The sequence below is a fragment of the Pseudomonas sp. LAMO17WK12:I10 genome, from assembly GCF_900215185.1.
GTDB classification, from domain to species: domain Bacteria; phylum Pseudomonadota; class Gammaproteobacteria; order Pseudomonadales; family Pseudomonadaceae; genus Aquipseudomonas; species Aquipseudomonas chlororaphis.
On the sequence record NZ_OBDX01000037.1, the window covers coordinates 1 to 20,496 of the forward strand.

Genomic DNA, 20,496 nt, shown 5'->3' on the forward strand with positions numbered 1-20,496 from the left:
CTAAGTGACCAAGGTAAGATTGACTTTTTAGTTAAATCGCTGGAAAACACCGACGATGCAAGAGAACTGGTTCGCCTGAGCGGTTCTAATAAGGCAGTTGAGTAATCAATAGATCTGGGGCGACCGCGACAACCTACAGGTCGATTAAATAATTGGCAAAGTCCTCTGGATGAACTGAACCGGGCTCGAGAGAACCTAAAAAAACACGCGGAGATCTTCAAAATGCCCTCGCGCTCGGTCATCGAGGGCAATCCGACTACCGCCTTGTCGGAAGAGATGCCTGACTATCTGCCAGCACTGCAACGGCATGAAACTATCGGCCCAAACATATTAAATCCGGCGGGAAAGTGCGAAGCAACGATGGCACCGGCGGCCGAATTCATGAGAGAACAAGGATTCACTGACATCAAGTTCAGGGGAATGTTTGGATGGAAAACCCCCAATGACGTGGATAGCTTCAACCATTTCGTGGTCCTGGGCACCAAGAACGGCAAGCAATATGTGTTCGATCTGACCGCAGGCCAGTTTGAAAAGGGCATGCCATTGCTCAATGGCCCGAAGATCTTGTCCGAAACAGACTGGGCAAAGCTCTATCAAGAGTCCGCCGGTAAGCAAAGGCTCATTGTGTACAGAGACTTTACCTCTTCGGCGCAGGCTGCAAATATGTTCAAGCTGCCACCAGCAACGCTCTTTGATGCACTGGAGCAAGGAGTGAGCGGTGCAACAGTGTTAAGCGAACCACGTTGGTATCAGACTTACCTGAGGCAGAAATTCCCCTTGGGTGACTGATGCTTTGGGTAACCTCCGAAACTTGGGACGACTCAGAACGTTCTGTGCTCGACTTGAAATTGGCGTGGTTGTCCAGGTCGGTGGTTTGGATAGGCTGAACGACTGCCGGTGGTTTTGTTGCATTACGTGTAGAAGTTCAGACTTGATCTGACAGTGGGCCTTGCAGAGAGGTGGGGTTACCCGTTTTGATAGAAATGCAAATCTTCATCAGAACAGCGCTAAATGCGCAGGAGTAACGGTCGCGGTAGGGATGGCAGTTACCTGCCACCCCCCGCACAGATCCGTACGTGCGGAACTACCGCATACGGCTCCTGCCTCGGGTATGTGACGCGAAACGATCGTAACTGATCCATAAACCCCACCTATCCAAAAACAGGCGCGCGTTCAGTGCGTGATGCGGGGGTGAGATCAGATCCTGCTGGCGCGGGGCTATTCGCGGCGGAACTACTTCTTTTTTTGTGGCCTGATGTCCACCACCGTCCCCGTCCGATGCCCCTCCAGTAACCCTTCAGTCGTTTGGCAAACTGGATCAGAGGCGGTATGTCGCTTTCATGCGCATGGCGCAGCCATTGCTGCCAGGCTGATCGCCAACCCCAGGCGGTGCTCGGTGTCCAAAGCATTTTGAGTTCAGCCTTCATCAAATAGACCGTCATCAACGCTTGGTTGGCCGCCAGCAGATCCTCCAGGCGGACTTGTTGTTCCGGCGTTTTCAGGTTCTGCCGATTGCGCAGCAACAGCCATCGCGCCTGCTTGATGACCTTGCGGGCAGGCTTGTCGTGACGTAGCCGATTCGCTTCATCGACGCGAACTCGATCAATCACCTCTCGACCATATTTGGCCACCACATGGAAGAGGTCGTAGACCACGCGCGCTTTTGGGCAGTGCTGGCGAACCTCCAGGTCAAAGGCAGTGTTCATGTCCATCGCCACCGCTTCGATGCGAGCGCAACCCTCTGGCCCCAGCTCTTCGAAAAAGGGTCTGACTGCCGCCCGGCTGCGGCCTTCACCGATCCACAGCACTCGCCGGGTATCCGCATCCATCACAACGCTGGCGTAACGATGACCTTTGAACAGCGCGAACTCGTCCATCACCAAGCGTCGCGGCTGGGCCTTCGGCAGATCGTTCAATGCCGCTTGCAAGGCGCGACGTTCCAGCAAGCGAACGCTGTCCCAATGCAACTCGAACAGTTGGGCCACGTGTAGCGTGGGAAGGCGCTCGCAGGCCTGAATGACCGCCTCGGCCAAGCGGCGCGTCATGCGGGCATAGCGATCCAGCCAACTGACGGCCTCCATGCGTTTGCCACAGTCCCGACAGCCAACTCGCCTGAGCAAAACGCAGAGGCGCACCGCACGGCCGAGAATGGGCAGATCGCGGATGACGCGCTGGCAATACTCATGCGTGGTTGAACAGGGTTTTTGGCAGCCGCCACAGGAAGGGAATCGGGTGGCGTGGGGAATCAGGTCGATCTGCAGGGCGTCGCCCTCAGGCTTGATCGTGACGACAGAAAAGCCCTCCCAAAAGGGAAGGAAAGTATTAATATCACGCATAAGAACGCCGGTTTGTTAGATGTGTTTGCTCGCACGAACATCATCAATCAAATCGGCGTTCTTGTTTCTGTGTTTCCCGGGATTCCGTGAAGAACCTTTTTATTGCCCCCTGGAAAACAACACCCCCTACACTGGTATACCGATCCGGCACTGTGGTTTATGCAATGCCCGCCACACACTCGAAAAGGAATCGTCCGTGTACGAGCCGTTGACCGACCCGGCAGCCCGCGTGGCCGTCAATCAATATTTTGATGACCTGATCGCCCTGGCCGACCCAGAGGGTGCATTACCGCTGCTGCGGCCCCAGGTCGAAGACTTCCGCTTTGAAGCCTTGAATCACGCCGGCATGCTTCGCACGCAAAACCAATTGCATGGCTTCCTGTGGGGGCTGATGGTGGCCGGCGCGCTAACGCCTGAGCAGGCCCGGGACCTGAGTCTGCGTTTAGACCGTGGACGCGATGCCGGGTGGTTGTAATGAGCGCCCGTTACTGTAACGCGGCGCCCATCGACTCGACTGACACCCTCCGCCCCTCCTTACGACCTGCACTGTTACTCGTTTTGTTTTTCTTGTGGTTTTCCCCCTGGACCGCCGGGCAGGGTGTGAGTCGGGAGTGGTGGCTTGCCTCCATTCCAGTCAGCCCCATCCATCGCGGCCTTTGTCGCAGAGTGGGCCTCTGCTTCTCGTAACCGGTCATTCGCGGCTTTCGCTTCCTTCTCGGCAGCCAGTTTCTCTGCATTGGGGGTTGGGTGCGAGGCGGGACTAGGCCCTGGATCGGCAGCGGATGCTGCCAGAGGGAATGCAACAGACAGCATCAGAAGCGGAATAATCTTCATGTCGAGGCACCTACAAGTAACCATAGTCACAGCCTTTTGAGTGTAGCCCCTGGTTGGATGGTGCCCTTGTAGGTCGGCGAATTTTCAATCGTTGCTAGGCTTCAGTAGGACGATGAGGAATAGCAAATGCGCCAGTTTGAAATTGACGATGTGGCCAAGGCTGCTGCAGGCGATCCAAATGCACAACTTCGAGTAGAACGCCGCCAGGAAGTGCTCAGGTTGAATCAGGAAAAGCGCAAGAGTGCAATGGCCCTTGCAACCCCCCTATGGCGGGACAAAAAGGCCATCAGGGATATCTACCAGGAAGCGCGCAGGCTTACTGTTGAGACAGGTATTAAGCATGAAGTCGACCACATCGTACCGATCATGGGAAAAAAGGTCTGTGGGCTGCACGTTGAAGCCAACCTCCAGATCCTTACCAAGACTGAGAACATTCGAAAACATGCCACGTTCTCCGAACCTGACATTTTTAAGCAACTAGAAAAAGCGGGGCTGCTAGTCATTTCAGGTAAGCGTAGTCTCAAGGCAGCACTGAAGGTAGGCAAGCCGGTGGTTGCTGTTGGCGATCACGGACCGTGTTTCAGGATCACTATTCAGAATGAGCAGCTTGTTGTGGTTGCCATTGGCGAGATTGCATCCGCTGCTGAGGTGGTCACCATTGTCAGTAGGGAATCCGTTGCTGCCGTAATCATTGTCCGTTCTGTCGCTTCAACAGTTTATAAGTAACAACTCAATCCAGCAGACCTTCAGCAGGCTCTTGCTGAGTGTGCTGTTAGCCAACCATTAGCCGGTCGGCCGGGTACTGTCGCATAAACTCCATGCTCGCTTCTGCAGGCGCATCCAGCCAGTCGTTGTAGATCCCCTGAGGAAGGATGACGACCATGCGCTTTTCATCGTTTGTTCTTAGTTGTGATCTCTCTGTACTAGGGGGCCGAAATGTTTGGACTGCACTTGTTGGATTTTAAACTTGTAATGATTCGATTCACTTCTAGGATCCGATCCATTAACGTGTATCTGACTCCGGAGTGACGTTCGGATAGTGAAGTAAGTTTTAGTACGCATGGGCTGTCAGGCTTTAGCAGTTTCTTTATGCTAGGACCGGGGCGAGTGCCTGTTAGCTCATGCTGAAGCTTATCTAGATTGTATTTGAATTGCTCCTCTTTAGATTTTTCAAGAAAGTCATTTAGTTTGTACTCGGTATCCTCCAAAGAACTGCAGATGTTTTCTAAAGTATCAATTCTTAAGAACCGAATCCTGTCCAGGGGGAGTCTATATCAACTGGAAATTCAGTACTTGTAAACGCCTTCTCTCCGAGCATGTCAAGTAACTGTTGTGCTGAATTGAAGCCAAAGTCGTCGTTGGTGATTATAAATGAGAAGAACTCAAAGTCAGAGTATTTGTCGCTGCCAGACAGAATCTTGATGCATTGCTGTGATTGAAAAACTCCCTTTATGTGGCTCCCTTCTAGCCGCTTAGTCAGAGTTTCTTCATCCAGAATTGTTTTTACGAAGTCGGTCTGTTCGACACCTTTGCTTTCTATTAAGAGGATTTTTTTAGAGTCTTCTAAAATAAGAAGGTGGTCTACAACATTTTTTCTTTTTCCTGACGTACCAAATGAGCGATACAGATCTTTGATCTGATCTTCGTCAAGGTGGGTAAGATGAGTTGTGGATAAAATCGTGCCAATGTGATCTTCAAACGCTGTGGTGAAAACTGCTTTAAATTTTGAAGCGATAACTCTTGAGTTTGCTGTTTTGAAAATGTGAGGAAGCAAGAAACTAGCAGAAGAGGTAGCAAGATTAGTTGAGATTGTGCGTAAACCATTACCAGTGAAAAGAAAGGGTTTTTGCTTTAGTGGGGAATCGTAGAAGTGACTTGAAAAGTCAGCGTCGTATGTGGTGAATCCTTCAAAGAATCTAGGCATTTCCACTGCAGAGAGCGAAAAGTGTTTAAAGAAATTATATATATCGCTGGGCGTAAGGCAGTTTTGGCTGCCAGTTAATAGGTTGAGAATATTTGTTTCGAAAGAATCTGAGGTGTATTCTATGTGCTGGGTAAGTAACAGCATCCATATCCAGCAGTAAGCTACAATGGATATGCCGAACTCAGACTCGAAGTAGTCATTAAGCTCGCTTTTGTCTGCCACTAGAATTAGCTGACGACTGATGTCAGATAGCGCCCTTAGTGCATCATGCTGATATGTGAGTTGTTGGCTAACCATGGCTCGCATTGCAACAAGAGGATTGTTGTCGTTATCCAGGAAAGGAATTATGCAGTCATTGAACCCCCCAGAGGGAGTTAATGATGGAAATGATTTCGTTTTTTCCAGGTCGACGCTTTCCACCTTTAGAAGTTGCGCTTAGCTTTATTACTAATATCCATACGAACTCAAAGTTAAAGCTTTGGTTGTTCTCGTTGCTTAATGTGGCTATGTGTTTGAGGCAATAGGATATGAAATAGCTTTTGTTATAGCCTGAGATTCTCTTCAGAGCTCGCTCAAAGCGTACTTGATATAGTGCTTGGGCCTTACTGTTTGGGCTGGTAATGAATAGTTCGGGTTGGGGAGGTAGCTCAGCGTCCGTCATCAGAATTTCTCCATGTCTTAAAAAGATTAAGCACATACTAGCGACAGCAAGCCTGTTGTGAGCTACATGATGACTGCAAAAAAGAAAGGCCACTCGAAGGTGGCCTGAAAATCATGCAGCAATCAATTGCCTGGCAAGTGCCATCTCTACTGAATCACCATCCTGGTTCAACGAGTCGAGACCTGAATCTGGCACGTCTCCTGACGTGCTTTGAGCCACGGCAATCTTCTTGGCCATCAGTTGCAGACAGGTAATCTGCGAACTGCCGGCATAGCCAAAGAAAATGACCCGCACAGGCTGCTTCTGCCCGATCCGCCACGACCGTCGTGCGGCCTGTTGCAGGGTGTACACGTTGTAACCCGTCTGCAGGAACACAATGGTCGGGAAGTCGAGCAGATCCAGCCCGGTCTTTACCAGCTCCGGGTTGGTGATCAGCACGTCGATCCCACGATCGACCTGGTCGAGGATCCAGTCCTCGCGCCTGGCCGTATCCACCGAGGCTCGAAGAACTGCAACCCTCAAACCAGATTGTTCCAGCACCCGCTTGAGTCTGCTTGTTGTATCCCGAGTTCCTGTGTACACGGAGTAAGCCAGAACCTTACGGTTATTGGCCTTCTCCGCAAGGCAGAGATCCAACAGCGCCTGCTCCTTGGGCATCAGTTCCTCATCCCCAAAGATCGTCGGCACAAAGGCCAGCGTGTCTCTGGAGCGAGGATGTTTCACCACTTCAGGCCGGAAGCAGCAGTCGGGCCAGGCCAGTAGTACGTTGAGCACAACGCCCAAAAGCGTGGTGTCGCGGCGGGCGAGGGCCTGACGCAACTCAGCAGTCAAAGTTCCTGCAAGCCTCTGGTAGGCTGAAGCCTGGTCAGGGGCCATTGGTATGTCGATGAACTCCTCCTGGTAATCGGGCAAGACGTTGCCGCCTATATCCTTGAGCTTGAGGAATACGGTGAACGGCAGCACGAAGCGGTGTATGCCCTTGGGGCCGAAGCCCGGGGCTTTCACCGTCCGCACCGAGAGCTTCTTGCCTTTGGCCGTCTTGTGAGAGTCACCGTCACGTTCGGTGTATATGTCTTTCAGCACCCCATGATCACGCATGAAAGACATGGCCGCGGGGGCCATGCTTCCTCGTGCGTTGGGTTGGTAGCCGTCCTCGATCATCCTCCGAGTCAGGATGCGGAACAGAAGGTAGAACAGATCGTCAGCGTAACCACCCATCAGGGTGCCGGTCAGCAGCACCGTCTTCCGTGCTTTCGCTGCGAGCACCCCCATGGCCTGGCCCTGGGCCGAACCGCTGTTTTTGTATTCATGCCCCTCATCCACCACCAGCAGATCGAAGCATCCGTCTGGTAGGTAGCGTTTGATAAACTCGGTGGGTTGATAACCGCCTTCGCCAAAGCCGAACTCGAGGTTGGCCATCCCGCGTTCCATGCGTTTAGCCTGGCGGTCGTTGAAGATAAAGTTGCCCTTGGCGTCCATCAGATTGATGAACTCGGACACGTTGTCCACCAGCATCGAGGCGAGGAAATCCTCTCCGAAGTCGTTCAACAGCCTTTCGGCGCGCACAGGGCCAATGGCCGGGATGCGACACATCGACTTAAGGATGGTCGTGCGGCGGCTGCCACCTTCCGTCCTTCCAGGTCGCATTAGGGTCCATAAAGCTGCATCACAGTGAGGGCAGCGCCGGCGGCGTTCCTCCCGCTGAAATTCCTCGATGGTGATCAGGTTGCCTTCGAGGTCCTGCAGCACACGACCGCAGTCCGGGCAGCCAGCAAGTAGACGACCACCACCAGCACGTCGTTGCCAGCATGAGAGGCGCCAGTGGAAACCCATCCGCATTCGCACGCGGCCGAGGATGAAAAACTCCTGGCGTCCGTCATAGGGCAAACCGATCTGGTCGCGCAGCTTGAGCAGCTTGGCCAGTGAGTCCGGTCCGTTGAGTACCCAGACTCGGGCGTCGGGGACCGTTTCGAGGATCTCGCGCCGCCATTTGTAGACCAGGTGAGGTGGAGATATGACCATGGTTCGGCGGTATCCTGCAGCGTGCATCACTGCAGCGACGGCGATCGCCATCATGGTTTTGCCGGTACCCATTTCCGCATTGATGATGCCGGCCTGTTCATTGCGATCGAGCAGCAGTGCGGCAATCGCCTGAACAACGTCAGCCTGGGCCGGGAATGGCTTGCGATTGAGATTATCCATCACTCGCTGGCGAGCAGGATCGTTGTTGCCAGCGTAGACCGGGGGGGGTGGATTGGTTGAGAGAGTCCAGCAGCTCGTCACCAAACTCCTCAATGAAGTCGGTTAGGCCAATGGTCAGTGGGAAAGCAGATGCTGGAATAACAGCTTGCGAGAGGTCGTTCACGGTGTTTCTCCTGGACGGATGAAACAGGGCATGCACGACACCCGGTCGGGTATGATGCATACCCTGCGGGTTGGTAGATGGTGCCGGGGTGGCAGTAGGTCAGTAGTCCTCAGGCAGCAGGACGGTGGTTACGCTGCGATCGGCTTCGGTGATGATCCAGAGCCTGGTTTCGTCGCCGGCTGAAATGTCGTAAGCGGAGAACAAACGATCGCCGCACTTTAGAGCCTGTTGGTTGGTCTGTTTGTCCTCGTCGCACAATTCCCCCCAGTCACCGGCCATGTGGCGCCGAACGTATGGGGTAAGGTTTAGTGAACCGTTCTCCACCAGGTGATGGACAGCGTTGGTGCAAACAAGACGCCCCGGGGGAAACATGGGCACAGTCAGATGGGGCCCTGTTTCCACCGTTGGTGGTGCAGGTGGTGCCTCTTCCTCTGAGGTGGATGAGCTTATGGTCAGAACGCGACCAAAGTTTGGTGAGCTGCTGGTCATTTCCCAGGCCCGAATAATGGGCACGAAGCGATCGGTCAGGATCCTCACTTCAGAAACGTTGCCGTCCTCGTCTTCAGTGAACTCGGTCTTGCGGACCTTATCTTTGTAGGTGTCGCCCTTTAGTACCAGCACCCGTCCCGATCGAGAAGTCACGACTCCTGCTATCGCTCCAGCAGCCAGCGCGAGCGCTAGGTGCCAGCGAGACAGCTCCTTCACTGGAGGTCGAGGCTGAATACCAGCCTGGCCAAAGTGCAGGGTGAAATCTGACCATAGGCCCTTTAGACGTTGAATCTCAGCGCCGAACTGCTCCGGTTCAATAGTGATTCTGTAGAAGTGCTCAAGCTCGTTCGTAGTCGGTACCACCGCGTAAGGTTCCCATGGCCATGTGGCTGGAAGTTCCTCTGCGACTTCTTGTCCGGTCCCGATCGCCTGCAGGCGATCACGCACCTGGGCAACCTCACGAGGCCTGGCCAGGTCCTGCCGGCGAATGCGAATCCCGAAAATGACGACCTGCTTGAAGGTCAGGTCAGCCGCCGCGTAGATGCGCAGATCGGTGAAGTGGTTGCATAACCACCCGCTCAGCTCATCGTCCAGGACGTAGTGTGGAACGATCAGAACCAGAACCCCGCCGTACTGCAGTAGGGGTAAGGATCGTTGGTAGAACAGCTTTTCCAGGCGCCGTCGACCGTTGCCTTGATACTGCGAGGCGCCGGAATGATCTGCGACAAGATCGCCATACGGTGGGTTGAGCCATAGAAGGCTGAAGGATTGGCGGCTGATCATGGTATCCATGAGGTCGCTGTGTAGTACCCGATCGAGCAGGGTGCGTGCGTGCCCTGCACGCTGTTGGTCATATTCGACTGCGAATGCGTCGACCTGGTCTCGACCAAGTGCATGTGCTGCTTCCGCAATGGCAACGCCTTCGCCGGCACAGGGATCGAAGATCCGCATTCTGCCTGTCATAGAGGGGATGAGAGCCTGTAGCGAACGCTCCAGGGTGATTTCATCTGTGGGGTAGTAACCGTTGCGGGCAAAGTTGCGCGCCAGGCGCGGGAACATAAGAGCCATGAAGCCTCCTGGGTATGTGTGCTGTGTTGACGCAAGGTTTGCTGAAGGGGCTCAAGGAGTGGCCTGAGCAGTGGAGTTCTCGATCAGGGTCAGTAGCCAGGTAGACTTCATCTGCCTTCTCCACAGCGTCCTTTATTGCACGCAAGTTCCCCAGTCTTCTACCGAGGACCTTGTAGATGAGTTTGTAGTCCTTGCGAACGCCAGTGGTAATCTCGCTGTCGTTCATACCACTCTCGGGAAGGTCGCGGATATGCCCGCCGCTTGCAAGTACCTGCCAGTCCTCATGCGGACGCAGTTTCTTCATCATCGGCCGCAGCTTCTTCAATTTGCCCGGTGACTCGATGATCATCAGTTTCATGCGGAACCCCTATCTATTAGCCAGGACCGGACTGTCGCGGTCGCGGGGGAGGGGCTTCAATAGGAAATGGTCTGTCCGAAGGAGGGGGTATTCGAGGTGCTAGAGATCGAGCGACAGCTGCTGTTCCTGGGCAAACCCTTTCAGCCATGACGCTTTCATCGCAGGATGACGGTACGGGCAGCTACACACCCGTAGCCCTTTCTGGTCGGCTGCCGCACCAGCAGCTTCTACGGTCGGATGAGGGTTGTTCTGATGACGCCTATCCAACGGCTTTATGGTTCCAGTAACATTTTCCACTGGCTGAGTCTCCCGAAGAGCAAGTCAGTCCCACTGTAGATTCACGTTTTGGCGATTTTTCTGCAGAAAAGCAGATACTTGATATCTGAGTCGATGGTTTATCGATCAGGTTGATGTAATCAACCAAAAATACGATGAATGGCGCGATTTTTCAGTCGTTGAATTGTCGATTCTGCTGATACCGGCGTGTCGAACCAGGTTGCTGACTTAACCCACGTAACAAAATCTTCTTCACATTGACCGCTCCTACGTTGAAGCACAGCAAGCTCGCCAGACAGCTCGACGTGAAGCCGTTCGGTGTCCCAGTCGAAGGATTCAAGATAGTCGCTGCCGAATCGCTCGGAGTTAAAAAGCTCACGCATGAAGTAGCGAGCGGTCGAGGAACTCAGATCGCTGTAATCCTCAGCATATACGTCGGACGTCTTCCATTCAGGCAAGACCCAAGATGCAAGTCTGGCATTATCGGTGATCCCATAGTAGTCCGGTGCATTGACGCTGCTCTCATCAGAGTATCGCCAGTACAGGCGTCCCAGCTCAGGATGATCCACCGCTACCAGAAACCAGCCTTCAGAGTTCCTCACCTCATCATCGCCCAGTAACATTTTTAACACCCCCGCAAGTAGAAAAAAGGGGAGGGGATGACGCTGGATCATCTCCCTTCCCCAGAAACCTCACGATTGGGGCCGGAAAATTAAAGCCCCCCAATCCAGTTAGAAGTGAGGGTCAGAATCCGGGTAGAAATCGGAATCATGATTGCCTTGTGAATCTGGTTGGTTTCGTTGCGTGTTGTCTTGCGATGGCGATGGCGATGGCGATGGCGACTGCGGCCGGCTGTTCTGCTGAGACGATTGGCCCTGTGAGGGAGCCAAGTTCACCATGCTGATGCGGTGCGGCAGGATGGCCACCCTGGTTGCCTGCACTTTGAGCGCTTCGAACTCGCCTTCGTCGGTTTTCCAGCTGTCCATCACGGCGCGGCCGGTGACCTGGACGCGCATGCCTTTCTGGAACAGATTTGCATAGTGCGAAGCATCTTTGTGCCACCACTCCACGTTTGCCCAGAACCCCCCACGATCTTCGTAACCCCCACCTTCTTTCGGAATCGAGTTGTCGAAGTAAACGTTAATCCGCAGCAGTCGCCGCGGCTCCTTGTTGCCGTTTGGGAATTCCTTGAACTCCGGGGCGGAGCCGATGTTGCCTTCCCAGCCAGAAATGGGTGTACCCATGATTTACTCTCCAAGGTTATTGGTGCTGCGATTGGTTGGTGTGCTGCTGCAGGCGCGCGAAGTAAGTGGCCTCTGCCTGGCCCATCTTCTCTGCACACTCGGAGGCCTGCTTGGCGATCGAGTGAATCAGGCTCATCTGCATGTTGAGGGTGATGCGTTGCTGTTCCAGAGCGAGCAGGTCCTGCAGCAGGGTTTCAGGTGTTTTGGGGGAGCGGACCATATCGGCCCAGACACCGACGCCCATGCGCCGACCCATTACCTTCTGCCAGCGCAAGAACATCGTGCCGGCCTGGGTGTTTTGTTCTGTCATACGAACGGGTAGTAGCGGGAAGGGATGCCGCTTGGTCTGATCCAGTACTTCCTGGGCAAGCGCTTTCAGGCCCGCCTCAATGGCTCTGCATTGATCCGCTAACTGGTCCAGCTCCCCCTTACCTTTAAAAGGCTTTAAAAGGCCTTTTAGTGAGGCACCGTGTTGCAGCCCCTGGAAGGCATCCTGTTGCAGTGATCGAAAGGCGAAGCGTTCGCCGTTCCGGGTCGCGCGGTACACGACTTCATCCTGTGGGCAAAAGGCAGGAGGCTTTCCGCGCGACATGAGGCCTGCCGCGACCAGCCCGTTGAGGTGCTGGCTATCGTCGGAATTGGGGCTGGTGAGAAAGTGGTTGCGACTCACCGTGCGCCGATATCGGTTGTCGGGCGATAAGCCGAGCGTGTGCCAAAGAAGACTGAGTTGCTCTTGGCTTACGATTTGAGGACTCATACCTGGCCCTCCGACTTCGACTCAGGGGCCAAGGCTTCAGTCCACAACCGTATGGTTTCTTGTTCATTGGCGGTGAGCTGAGCATTCGTCTGCACCTCCGAAATCTTCGCCTGCAGGGCCTTGAGTCGATCTTCAACTTCGGAGCCATCGTCATAGGCGATATCTGAGGTCAGCTGACTGACCAAGTCCCAGCGTAACGAGCTGAGATGGTTGGCACGGTAGTCGGTGATACTGTTCCAACCTGACGTTACACCCAGAGAAAACACGCCTTCTGCGCTTCGGTTGGTATGCGGCCGAAGACCGCAGGAATCATGGGCTGAGGAAACCGGAGACTTTCGATTTTCTCGGGTTCACGCATTTCTGTAGCCGATCCAAGAACGGCATGTTCGAGGTAGGACGGGTCACTATCAGCAAGCGTATAAGGGCAACGCTCAAGGAAATACGGGCGCAGTTGCATAAGCGCAGGCACGAGCCAGTCCAAGTGATCGGGCAGTGGTTGAGTCGGCTGTTTAGAGGGTATTGCAATTATTACCATGTGCCGGGTAATCGACGGCGGCTGGATACTTTTCGCCGTGAAATTATCAGCGCATGGAGGCATGCTCTTAAACGGCGGAGTCAGCGACACCGTCTGAATTGGGAGCGCATGACTGCTCTGGCAAGACTATTCATCCCCTATCCGCGTGAGTTACCGATGCATCCTTATCCCATAACCCGCTTCGGCGTCAAAACCCAAGGCAGGAGCCGTATGCGGTAGTTCCGCACGTACGGATCTGCGCGGGGGGTGGCAGGTGACTGCCATTCCTACCGCGACCCTAGTCTCCCCCCAGAATTCTTCGCCCCCCTCGCCAACGGGGGGGCACGGTGCGCGAAACGGTCAATCTGGCTAGGTATGGCTCATGCGGGGCAGAAAGATGCCTCGAAATGCGGTGCCGGAAATAGCGCAACTTCCCATATCTCCTGAGGAGACACAATGAATCATTGCCCTACCATACTGCGCGGTGCGCTTGCTGCCACCACCTTGCTACTGGCCAACCTGGCCGCGGCGCAAACGCCTCCCCAGGGGCATAATTCTGTCGAAGCCTTACGCATTCAGAGCATCGCCGAAGAAGCTTATATCTACGGCCTACCCATCGTGATGAATTATGGCGTGATGTATTCCTATGCCGTAGACAACAGTTCGCCGCAATACAAAGCGCCATTCAATCAGTTGCACAACATCGCCCGCGTTTTCACACCGGAAGACAAGGCTGTGGTCACGGCGAACAGCGACACACCCTATTCTTTCGCCTGGCTGGGCCTGTGCACCGAACCTATGGTATTGAGCGTGCCGCCGGTAGAAAAGGGGCGCTACTACTCACTGATGCTGTGTGACGGTAACACCTATAATTACGGACTGATCGGCAGTATTGCGACGGCTGGTGAGCCGGGCGACTATCTGGTGGTCGGCCCTGACTGGCAAGGCGAGACGCCCAAGGGCATTAAGAAGCTGTATCGCTCGACAACTCAGTTTTCGATGGTTGGCTACCGCACTCAGTTGTTCTCGCCGCAAGACATCGATTGGCCCTTTCGTCAGGTCTAGGATCGAGAGCGTATAGATAGTGTCGGCGTTGGCGGTAAGAAAGAGCGAGTTGGAGTCCATCAACTCGGAGAAAATAATCACCGAGTTGTCGTTAGCCCCGATGCTGTGGAAACCCTCGCGAATCGCATAGGCCGAGGCCCCCGAGAAACTGTTCATGAACGCGTCAATGCCGCGAGTGAACGCCAGCGTGTCGTAGACGTCCCGGGTGTTTTTTACGGTCGGCGCGCCGTCCTTGAACTCCAACGTACCGACACGGGTCTCGATGCGATCCGGCGTGGTGATCTCGGGGGGAATCTCGGTTGCCGCCTGCGTCGCGCTTATTACAGGCAAGGCCAGCGCAACAACGGCTGACAATGCGGCGAGTGGTCTGAAAGTTTGCGTCATGGAGTTCTCCTTGAAGGATGCCAAGTAAATGGACTACCCAAACTCAGGAACTATTGGCGCAGGGACATTTCTCAGAGCGCGGTGAATCATCCATCTGCGCTCTCGTCATCACAGAGTGGTACTGACATCGAATCGCTCGGATGATCGTTTACAAATGTTGCGCACCATTGTCGGAGCAGCACAGCCTGCTTGATCAGTTTTTTCCAGCAAACCAAGCATAGGTGCACATTTGCCATTGCTCCAGCTCAACGGCGCTGCACTACCCCCCATGAGTGGGGGGGTGCGAAGCAATTCAACACTTTCTAATGCGACCGCCCGTCCGGTAAAAACTTTGATCGGCGGCTAGGTTGCGGTTATGACAGGGTGTAAATGGACAATGCTGAATCATCAGCAATACTTCACTTCGCCATAAGAGCCCGGTTGCGCTGTTATCTGATCGATAGTGATTAAGCATCATTAGAGAGGGACGTCATGCCGTCGAATTCAAGTGCACTGCCTGCTGCGTTATTCGGATTGCTGACACTTTTTGTTAGTGAACGAGGTTTTGCCGGCGGGCTTATGTTGTATGAAATCGCAACTGACAACGCCGGGTTGGCCAATGCCGGTGCGGCGGCGAGAGCACAAGGCCCTTCGACCATTGCCAGTAATCCCGCAGGCTTGAGTTATCTAAGTGGCACTCAAATCACCGCCGGCGCGCAGATTTTGTTCGGCAACCTGTCGTTCGAACGGGACGGTGATACCAATACCCCAGGTACTGGCAGTGGCAATGTGCTTGATCCCATACCGGGCGCCAGTTTTTTCATTAGCCATCAACTGGATGACCAGTGGTCCGTCGGCTTCGGTTCCTATGGCGATTTCGGCCTGGCGGAAAACTATGACAACGATTGGTCCGGACGTTATTTCGTGCAGAACGCGAGCATCGCCGGTTTGTCACTGGTGCCGAGCGTGGCGTATCGCTTCAACGAGCAATGGTCAGTAGGTGTCGGTGTCAAGGCCATGTACGGCATGCTGAAATCCGAGGCAGCGATCGATCAGAGACCGCTGGGTCTCACGGACCGTGCCGATGGCCAATACAAGTACAGGGACAGCGATTGGGGCTACGGCGCCAACATCGGCGTGATCTATGCACCGCAACCAGGCACCCGAATCGGCCTGGCTTACACCAGTCAGGTCGACCTGGATTTTGAAGACGACCTGGACGTGAAAAGTAATGCGCCGCTGGTGAGTCGACTGGACGGCACCAACCTCGAACTTGATCTGAAGGTACCGCAAACCGCCACTCTCAGCCTGTACCAGCAACTGGACTCGCGATGGGCGTTGCTGGCTTCTGTCAACTGGCAGGACTGGTCGAAATTCGGCGACATCGAAATCGACGTGGAGACCAACGCCGGCGGTGCCCGGTCGACCACCATTGATGCGCATTTCAAAGACACTTATCAGTTGGCTCTGGGCGCGCAATACCAGATGACCCCGGATTTGTTATGGGACTTCGGTATCGCCTACGACACCTCGGCAGTCTCCGACGGCAATCGCACGTTGACCGTGCCCATGAGCGCCGCCTGGCGCTTCGCCGCTGGCCTTACTTATTCGCTGAACAAAGAGACCGACCTCAACTTCAGTTGGGTCACGGTCTGGATGGGTGACATGTCCGTCGACCAGACCAAATCCCTGTCGGGCAATCGCACATCAGGCGAGTTCGATAACGCCTGGATTCAAGCCCTGTCAGCCAACATGACCTGGCGTTATTGAACGAAGGACTACCCCGCAATACCTCACACCCAAGGAGTACTGCTACATGAACCTCTCCCACAAGTGGATAGTTGGTGCGGCACTAAGCAGTTTGCTACTGGCCGGCTGCGTTTCGAAGGTGACCGAAAAAGATCAGTACTCCGGTTTCTTGAAGGACTATGACGGTTTGCAGGAAACCACCTCGCCGAGTGGGGCGACAGTGATGCGATGGGTGGCGCCCGGCTTTCAGCCTTCGGCCTATTCAACGGTAGTGTTCGAGCGTCTGGAACTGTATCCGGTTCCGAAACCGAATGAGCGGGTGGACTTGAAAACCTTGCAGGATTTGCAGGCCTACACCACTGAAAGCGCCAAGCAGGCGCTGTCACAAAATTACCGGGTTGTGCCGAGCACCCGGGACGTGCGCAAAGGCGAAAAAGCACTTGTCCTGCATGCGGCAATCACTGGCGTGACGGCCTCTAACGAAGGGATGAAATGGTACGAAGTGGTACCGGTCGCGGCGGTGATAGGCGCCACCCAGGCGGCCAGCGGTCACCGTGATCAGAACACCGAGCTTTATATCGAGGCCGATCTGGTCGATGTCAGTACCGGAGCGCCGGTCGCAAAAGTGGTGCGCAAAGTGTTTGGCGAAAACCTGCAGAACTCCAGCCAGAAAATCACCGCGAATGAATTCAAGGCGGCTATAAGGGCGATGACCAGCGACTTGCAGGCTGTGCTCCGGTAGCCACTCGCGGTATGCAACCGAGCCGTGTACTGCGCGCCGTTTCCCAGGAGTTCGATATGAACAAGCGCATTGAACGGTCTGTTCTCTCGTTGATCGCTTTCAGTGTGTCTGTTTCCAGCTACGCGGACAGCCAGGCTGAGTTGGCCAAACAGGCACTGAACCCGGTCGCGGCGCTGTACAGCTTGCCGATTCAGTACAACTGGAGCCAGAAAATGGGACCCACCGGCGAAGGCATCCAGAGCGTTACCGACATCCAGCCGGTTCTACCTTTCTCACTCAACGAAGACTGGAACCTGATCTCTCGCACGATTCTGCCGATCATTGATCAACACGGATTGGCTCCGGGAGGTGTCGCCGATAAAAGCGGGGTAGGGGACGTATCTCAAAGCTTCTTCTTCTCACCGAAAAAGCCCACCGAGGATGGCTGGATCTGGGGTGTAGGTCCGGCACTGCTGTTGCCCACTGGCAGCGACGAGTTGCTCAGCAGTAAGCAGTGGGGACTTGGGCCGACAGCGGTTGCGCTGAAGCAGGCTCACGGCTGGACCACGGGTATTCTGGCCAACCATATCTGGTCGCTGGATAACAGCCCACCCGACGACAAGGAGAAAGTAAATCAAACGTATCTGCAACCCTTCCTGGTGTACACCACAGCGACTTACACAAGCTTTGGCATTAACACGGAATCCACTTATGACTGGGAGACCAAGGAGTGGAACGTGCCGATCAATCTGCCCGTGACGCAGCTGTTCAAGGTCGGCAAGCAACCCATGAGTCTTCAAGTGGGGCCGCGCTATTGGGCAGACAGTCCTGAAGATGGAGCACATGGCTGGGGCTTTCGAGTGGCATACACGCTACTCTTTCCTAAATGAAATGCACCGCTAAGAGTACGCAGTTCCCATTCATGATCGACTGCGGCCTCCGGCCGAGCCGCTCATTGTTTTGCATAAAGGCCTGAAAAAATGGATCGCGTAGAGCCCCAACTGATCCTCAAGACCACGCCCCCGCGTGGCCAGAAGTCGGCCCGGATGCGCAGCCGGCTGGCTATCGATACCCCGGAGCTTATCGACAAAGTGGTGATTGCCGTTCATGCGCCGGCAGGTTTTGGCAAAACGTTCCTGTTGACCCAGTGGCGCCGGGAGTGTTTGTCCCACGGCGCAGTGGTGGCGTGGCTGACGCTCGATATGCGTGATGATGATGCCCGATTTATTCAAGGGTTGGGAACGGCCATGGCGATTGGCAGCGGTCGGCCATCCTTTGCTCGCGCCTTCGAGCGTATCCCGGGGCCGGGGCGTGACGAGTTCGAAGGGTTGACACAGTGGCTGGCGGAAGTGGCGGATCTGGGCAGCGAGACTGTGTTGATTCTCGATGAGGCTGATGCCTTGCCCGAGTCAACCGTGCACCATTCGCTGACTTACCTGTTACATAACGCCCCCGCCAACTTACGCGTCATCATGGCCTCTCGCGCACGTCTGAATCTGCAGGTTGCCGACCTCGCGGCGAGAGGGCGGTACGCGACAATTACGGCGACCGCCCTGCGGTTTGGCGTTGAAGAAGCAGTCGAGATTCTCACGAGTCGTTTTGGCAAAAAGATCGATGCCGACCTCTGTGTGCGCCTGAATGAGGTCACCGAAGGCTGGCCACTTGGCTTGCAGCTGGCTATTTCGTCGATGGAAAAGAGTTCCAGTCTGGGGGCCGCCGTCGAGGAACTTTCGAAATGTACCGGCGATATCCAGGGTTATTTCGTCAACAGCCTGGTGGCACATCTGCCTGAAGAGCAAGTCGTGTTTCTGACGGGCATTGCGTTGTTGGAGATGGTTCAGCCTTCTTTATGCATCGCGCTGACGGGTAATCCGCGCTCGGGGGAATTACTCCAGGAACTGTGCGTTTCGACACCGATTTTCGTCGAGAGTGTCGACAGCGATTGGGTGCGCATTCATCCATTGGCCCGGGAATTCCTCCTGGGTCGTTTTGCAAAATTGCCCCCAGAGCAGCGGCAGGGTTTTCACGAACGTGCAGCGATTTGGCTGCAACAGCACGAGTTCCTGGAGCAGGCTGCTCGCCAATACCTGTTGGCCGGGCTACCGAAGCCTGCTTACGCAATGATCGAAGAATGCCTGTACGACGTGATGTTGCGCGGACAGTTCAGTCGAGTGCTGGAATGGGTCGAAGAACTTGAGCCAGAGACCGTGTTGTCACACCCGCGCATCTGCCTGGCCGCCGCCTGGGCACTGGCAATGGGCGAGCGTCAGGCTGAAGCCGCGCGATTAGTTACTATCATCAAGCAACATCCGTCTGCCGATGAGGCCACCCGTTGCGAGGCCGCGGCCATTGAAGCCGCCGCCGTTTTTTTTGCCGATCATCCGGACGAGTCACTGGCACTCATTACGCCATGGGTTGAGCGTTTGCCTTCGTTCCCGATCAAAGTACAGGCCATTGTTGCGAACCAGATTGCTCGACTGACCTTGTCTCAGGGCCTGCCGGAAAAAGCCCGGCGCATCTTTCAGCGTGCACCGCATTACACGTGGAGCCCAGGGCTGGATGCCATTCGCGGATTTGGGGAGTGGTTGGTTGGCCTGACGTATCTGTGGGAGGGACGGATGTTGTCATCGGAAGCGGCCTTGCGCGCCAGTCTGTTGCTCGCTGAGCGAGATATTGGCCGCCGCAGTCCTATTGCCGTGATGATGGCCAGCACGCTGGCGACGGTGTTGCTGGAACGAGGGGACATTCAGGAAGCCAGCACGGTGTTGGCGAACCGGATGGATATGGTTGAGCGTCTCGCTTCGCCTGAGGTCCTTGTGCTGGGGTATATCACCGCTTCTCGGCTGGCTTCGATGCAGGGTCATGGACATCGCGGCCAGGACCTTCTTGAGGCGTTATTCGCGCTGGGAGAAGAGCGCAGCATTCCACGGTTTTGCATCGCATCGCTTGGCGAGCAGATTCGTCTGCATGCCTTGCAGGGGCATCGCGATACCTGCCAGGCGTTATGGCAGCGTCTGGAGGCTGTCACTCCGGTCATTGCCCGCGAACTAACGGGTCTGCTTGGTCCGGAACTGGCCTTGATGGTTAGCGTGGCCAACACTTATGTCTTACTGGCCAAGCGTGATTGGAAGGCCATGCTAGTAGAGCTGGATAAGGCCAACGCTGTAGCCGAGCACCTGCGCCGGGGCCGCGATAGTGTACAGATCAAATTGCTCAAGGCCTTGGCACTCAAGGAGACGGGTGAAGAGGGTACGGGCTGTTTGCTGGAGGCCGTCAGCCTCGCGCAAGAGAACGGTATGCAGCGCGTGGTGCTAGACACCCATCCGGACCTGATCAAATGGGTACAGACGCTCCAACGTGAAACGCAGCAGCCATTCGCGGCGACACCGTCACACGCGCCAGTTACGCGGCCGGAGTCCGTGGCATCGAGCGTGTCTCCCAGTCGTCTGCTGACACCCAAGGAGCGGGAGGTATTGCACTTGCTGGCACGCAATCTCTCCAACAAGCAAATCGCGCTGGCCTTGAATGTCGGCGAGGAAACGGTGAAGTGGCACCTGAAAAACCTGTTTGGAAAATTCCAGGCCGGGACGCGACAGCATGTCGTCGCGCGTGCGTACATGCTGGGGATCCTCGAAACAGCGGGCTGAGGCCCACTCGCGATCCAGGGTGATCCGTTCGGACCACCTTTCAATTTCCCCCCAATCCGATTTCCAGCCACCCCCCCTGTCAATGGGGGGTTGTGCTGTTCGGCTTCACCATAGTCTGGCCCCAA

18 protein-coding genes and 2 pseudogenes are annotated in these 20,496 nt (G+C 55.1%); 8 read left to right on the forward strand and 12 right to left on the reverse strand.

The window, feature by feature from the left end:
• The first annotated feature begins 222 nt into the window (after positions 1-222).
• A complete protein-coding gene (locus CRO75_RS28500; protein ID WP_097139723.1) occupies positions 223-789 on the forward strand; it encodes a hypothetical protein in 567 nt (188 codons plus the stop codon).
• 362 nt (positions 790-1,151) lie between these two features.
• On the opposite strand, the gene CRO75_RS28505 is transcribed toward CRO75_RS28500, so the two are convergent.
• On the reverse strand, positions 1,152-2,336 hold the full coding sequence (locus tag CRO75_RS28505; protein ID WP_239990660.1) for an ISL3 family transposase: 1,185 nt from the start codon (positions 2,334-2,336) through the stop codon (positions 1,152-1,154).
• A gap of 196 nt (positions 2,337-2,532) precedes the next feature.
• On the opposite strand from CRO75_RS28505, the gene CRO75_RS28510 reads away from it, so the two are divergent.
• Positions 2,533-2,811 carry a hypothetical protein gene (locus CRO75_RS28510; RefSeq protein WP_097139725.1) on the forward strand — a complete coding sequence of 93 codons (279 nt, stop codon included), beginning with the start codon at positions 2,533-2,535 and terminating at the stop codon, positions 2,809-2,811.
• A 74-nt stretch (positions 2,812-2,885) separates the two neighbouring features.
• On the opposite strand, the gene CRO75_RS32700 is transcribed toward CRO75_RS28510, so the two are convergent.
• On the reverse strand, positions 2,886-3,170 hold the full coding sequence (locus CRO75_RS32700; RefSeq protein WP_143504120.1) for a hypothetical protein: 285 nt from the start codon (positions 3,168-3,170) through the stop codon (positions 2,886-2,888).
• 126 nt (positions 3,171-3,296) lie between these two features.
• Between CRO75_RS32700 and CRO75_RS28520 the strand changes: the two genes are divergently transcribed.
• Positions 3,297-3,896: an HNH endonuclease signature motif containing protein gene (locus tag CRO75_RS28520; protein WP_097139730.1), complete on the forward strand. Its 600-nt coding sequence runs from the start codon at positions 3,297-3,299 to the stop codon at positions 3,894-3,896.
• A gap of 46 nt (positions 3,897-3,942) precedes the next feature.
• Here the strand turns inward: CRO75_RS28520 and CRO75_RS33400 are convergent.
• The 10 genes and pseudogenes from CRO75_RS33400 to CRO75_RS28570 form a co-directional block, all read right to left on the reverse strand.
• Positions 3,943-4,065 (reverse strand): annotated as a pseudogene (locus CRO75_RS33400) (SOS response-associated peptidase); the annotation flags it as partial.
• 345 nt (positions 4,066-4,410) lie between these two features.
• Positions 4,411-5,514, reverse strand: coding sequence for a hypothetical protein (locus CRO75_RS28530; RefSeq protein WP_143504127.1), 1,104 nt, complete (start codon positions 5,512-5,514; stop codon positions 4,411-4,413).
• Between the two features lie 352 nt (positions 5,515-5,866).
• A pseudogene (locus CRO75_RS28535) lies at positions 5,867-8,120 on the reverse strand (DEAD/DEAH box helicase).
• A 99-nt stretch (positions 8,121-8,219) separates the two neighbouring features.
• Positions 8,220-9,677 (reverse strand): DUF6094 domain-containing protein, encoded by a 1,458-nt coding sequence (locus CRO75_RS28540; protein WP_097139733.1) that lies wholly within the window; start codon positions 9,675-9,677, stop codon positions 8,220-8,222.
• Positions 9,613-10,035: a toprim domain-containing protein gene (locus CRO75_RS28545; RefSeq protein WP_097139735.1), complete on the reverse strand. Its 423-nt coding sequence runs from the start codon at positions 10,033-10,035 to the stop codon at positions 9,613-9,615. Before CRO75_RS28545 ends, CRO75_RS28540 begins: the two co-directional genes overlap by 65 nt.
• A gap of 99 nt (positions 10,036-10,134) precedes the next feature.
• Entirely contained in the window at positions 10,135-10,302 is a 168-nt protein-coding gene (locus tag CRO75_RS28550; RefSeq protein ID WP_143504154.1) for a CrpP family ICE-associated protein, read from the reverse strand.
• Positions 10,303-10,451: 149 nt separating this feature from the next.
• Positions 10,452-10,985: a hypothetical protein gene (locus CRO75_RS28555; RefSeq protein ID WP_097139738.1), complete on the reverse strand. Its 534-nt coding sequence runs from the start codon at positions 10,983-10,985 to the stop codon at positions 10,452-10,454.
• Positions 10,986-11,042: 57 nt separating this feature from the next.
• Complete coding sequence (locus tag CRO75_RS28560; protein WP_097139740.1) at positions 11,043-11,555, reverse strand: single-stranded DNA-binding protein; 513 nt, start codon at positions 11,553-11,555, stop codon at positions 11,043-11,045.
• A gap of 16 nt (positions 11,556-11,571) precedes the next feature.
• Positions 11,572-12,147 (reverse strand): DUF3158 family protein, encoded by a 576-nt coding sequence (locus CRO75_RS28565; protein ID WP_097139801.1) that lies wholly within the window; start codon positions 12,145-12,147, stop codon positions 11,572-11,574.
• 161 nt (positions 12,148-12,308) lie between these two features.
• On the reverse strand, positions 12,309-12,578 hold the full coding sequence (locus CRO75_RS28570) for a hypothetical protein (protein ID WP_097139742.1): 270 nt from the start codon (positions 12,576-12,578) through the stop codon (positions 12,309-12,311).
• Between the two features lie 704 nt (positions 12,579-13,282).
• On the opposite strand from CRO75_RS28570, the gene CRO75_RS28580 reads away from it, so the two are divergent.
• The 5 genes from CRO75_RS28580 (at position 13,283) to CRO75_RS28605 (ending at position 20,371) form a co-directional block, all read left to right on the forward strand.
• Entirely contained in the window at positions 13,283-13,891 is a 609-nt protein-coding gene (locus CRO75_RS28580) for a DUF1254 domain-containing protein (protein ID WP_097139744.1), read from the forward strand.
• An 855-nt stretch (positions 13,892-14,746) separates the two neighbouring features.
• The gene (locus CRO75_RS28590; protein ID WP_097139745.1) at positions 14,747-16,024 is read left to right on the forward strand and encodes an outer membrane protein transport protein; all 1,278 of its coding nucleotides are present in this window, start codon (positions 14,747-14,749) and stop codon (positions 16,022-16,024) included.
• Between the two features lie 46 nt (positions 16,025-16,070).
• Positions 16,071-16,745, forward strand: a complete 675-nt coding sequence (locus CRO75_RS28595) for a DUF3313 domain-containing protein (RefSeq protein WP_097139747.1) — start codon at positions 16,071-16,073, stop codon at positions 16,743-16,745.
• A 56-nt stretch (positions 16,746-16,801) separates the two neighbouring features.
• Complete coding sequence (locus tag CRO75_RS28600; protein ID WP_097139748.1) at positions 16,802-17,614, forward strand: hypothetical protein; 813 nt, start codon at positions 16,802-16,804, stop codon at positions 17,612-17,614.
• Positions 17,615-17,704: 90 nt separating this feature from the next.
• Positions 17,705-20,371, forward strand: a complete 2,667-nt coding sequence (locus CRO75_RS28605; RefSeq protein WP_097139751.1) for a LuxR C-terminal-related transcriptional regulator — start codon at positions 17,705-17,707, stop codon at positions 20,369-20,371.
• Positions 20,372-20,496: the final 125 nt, after the last annotated feature.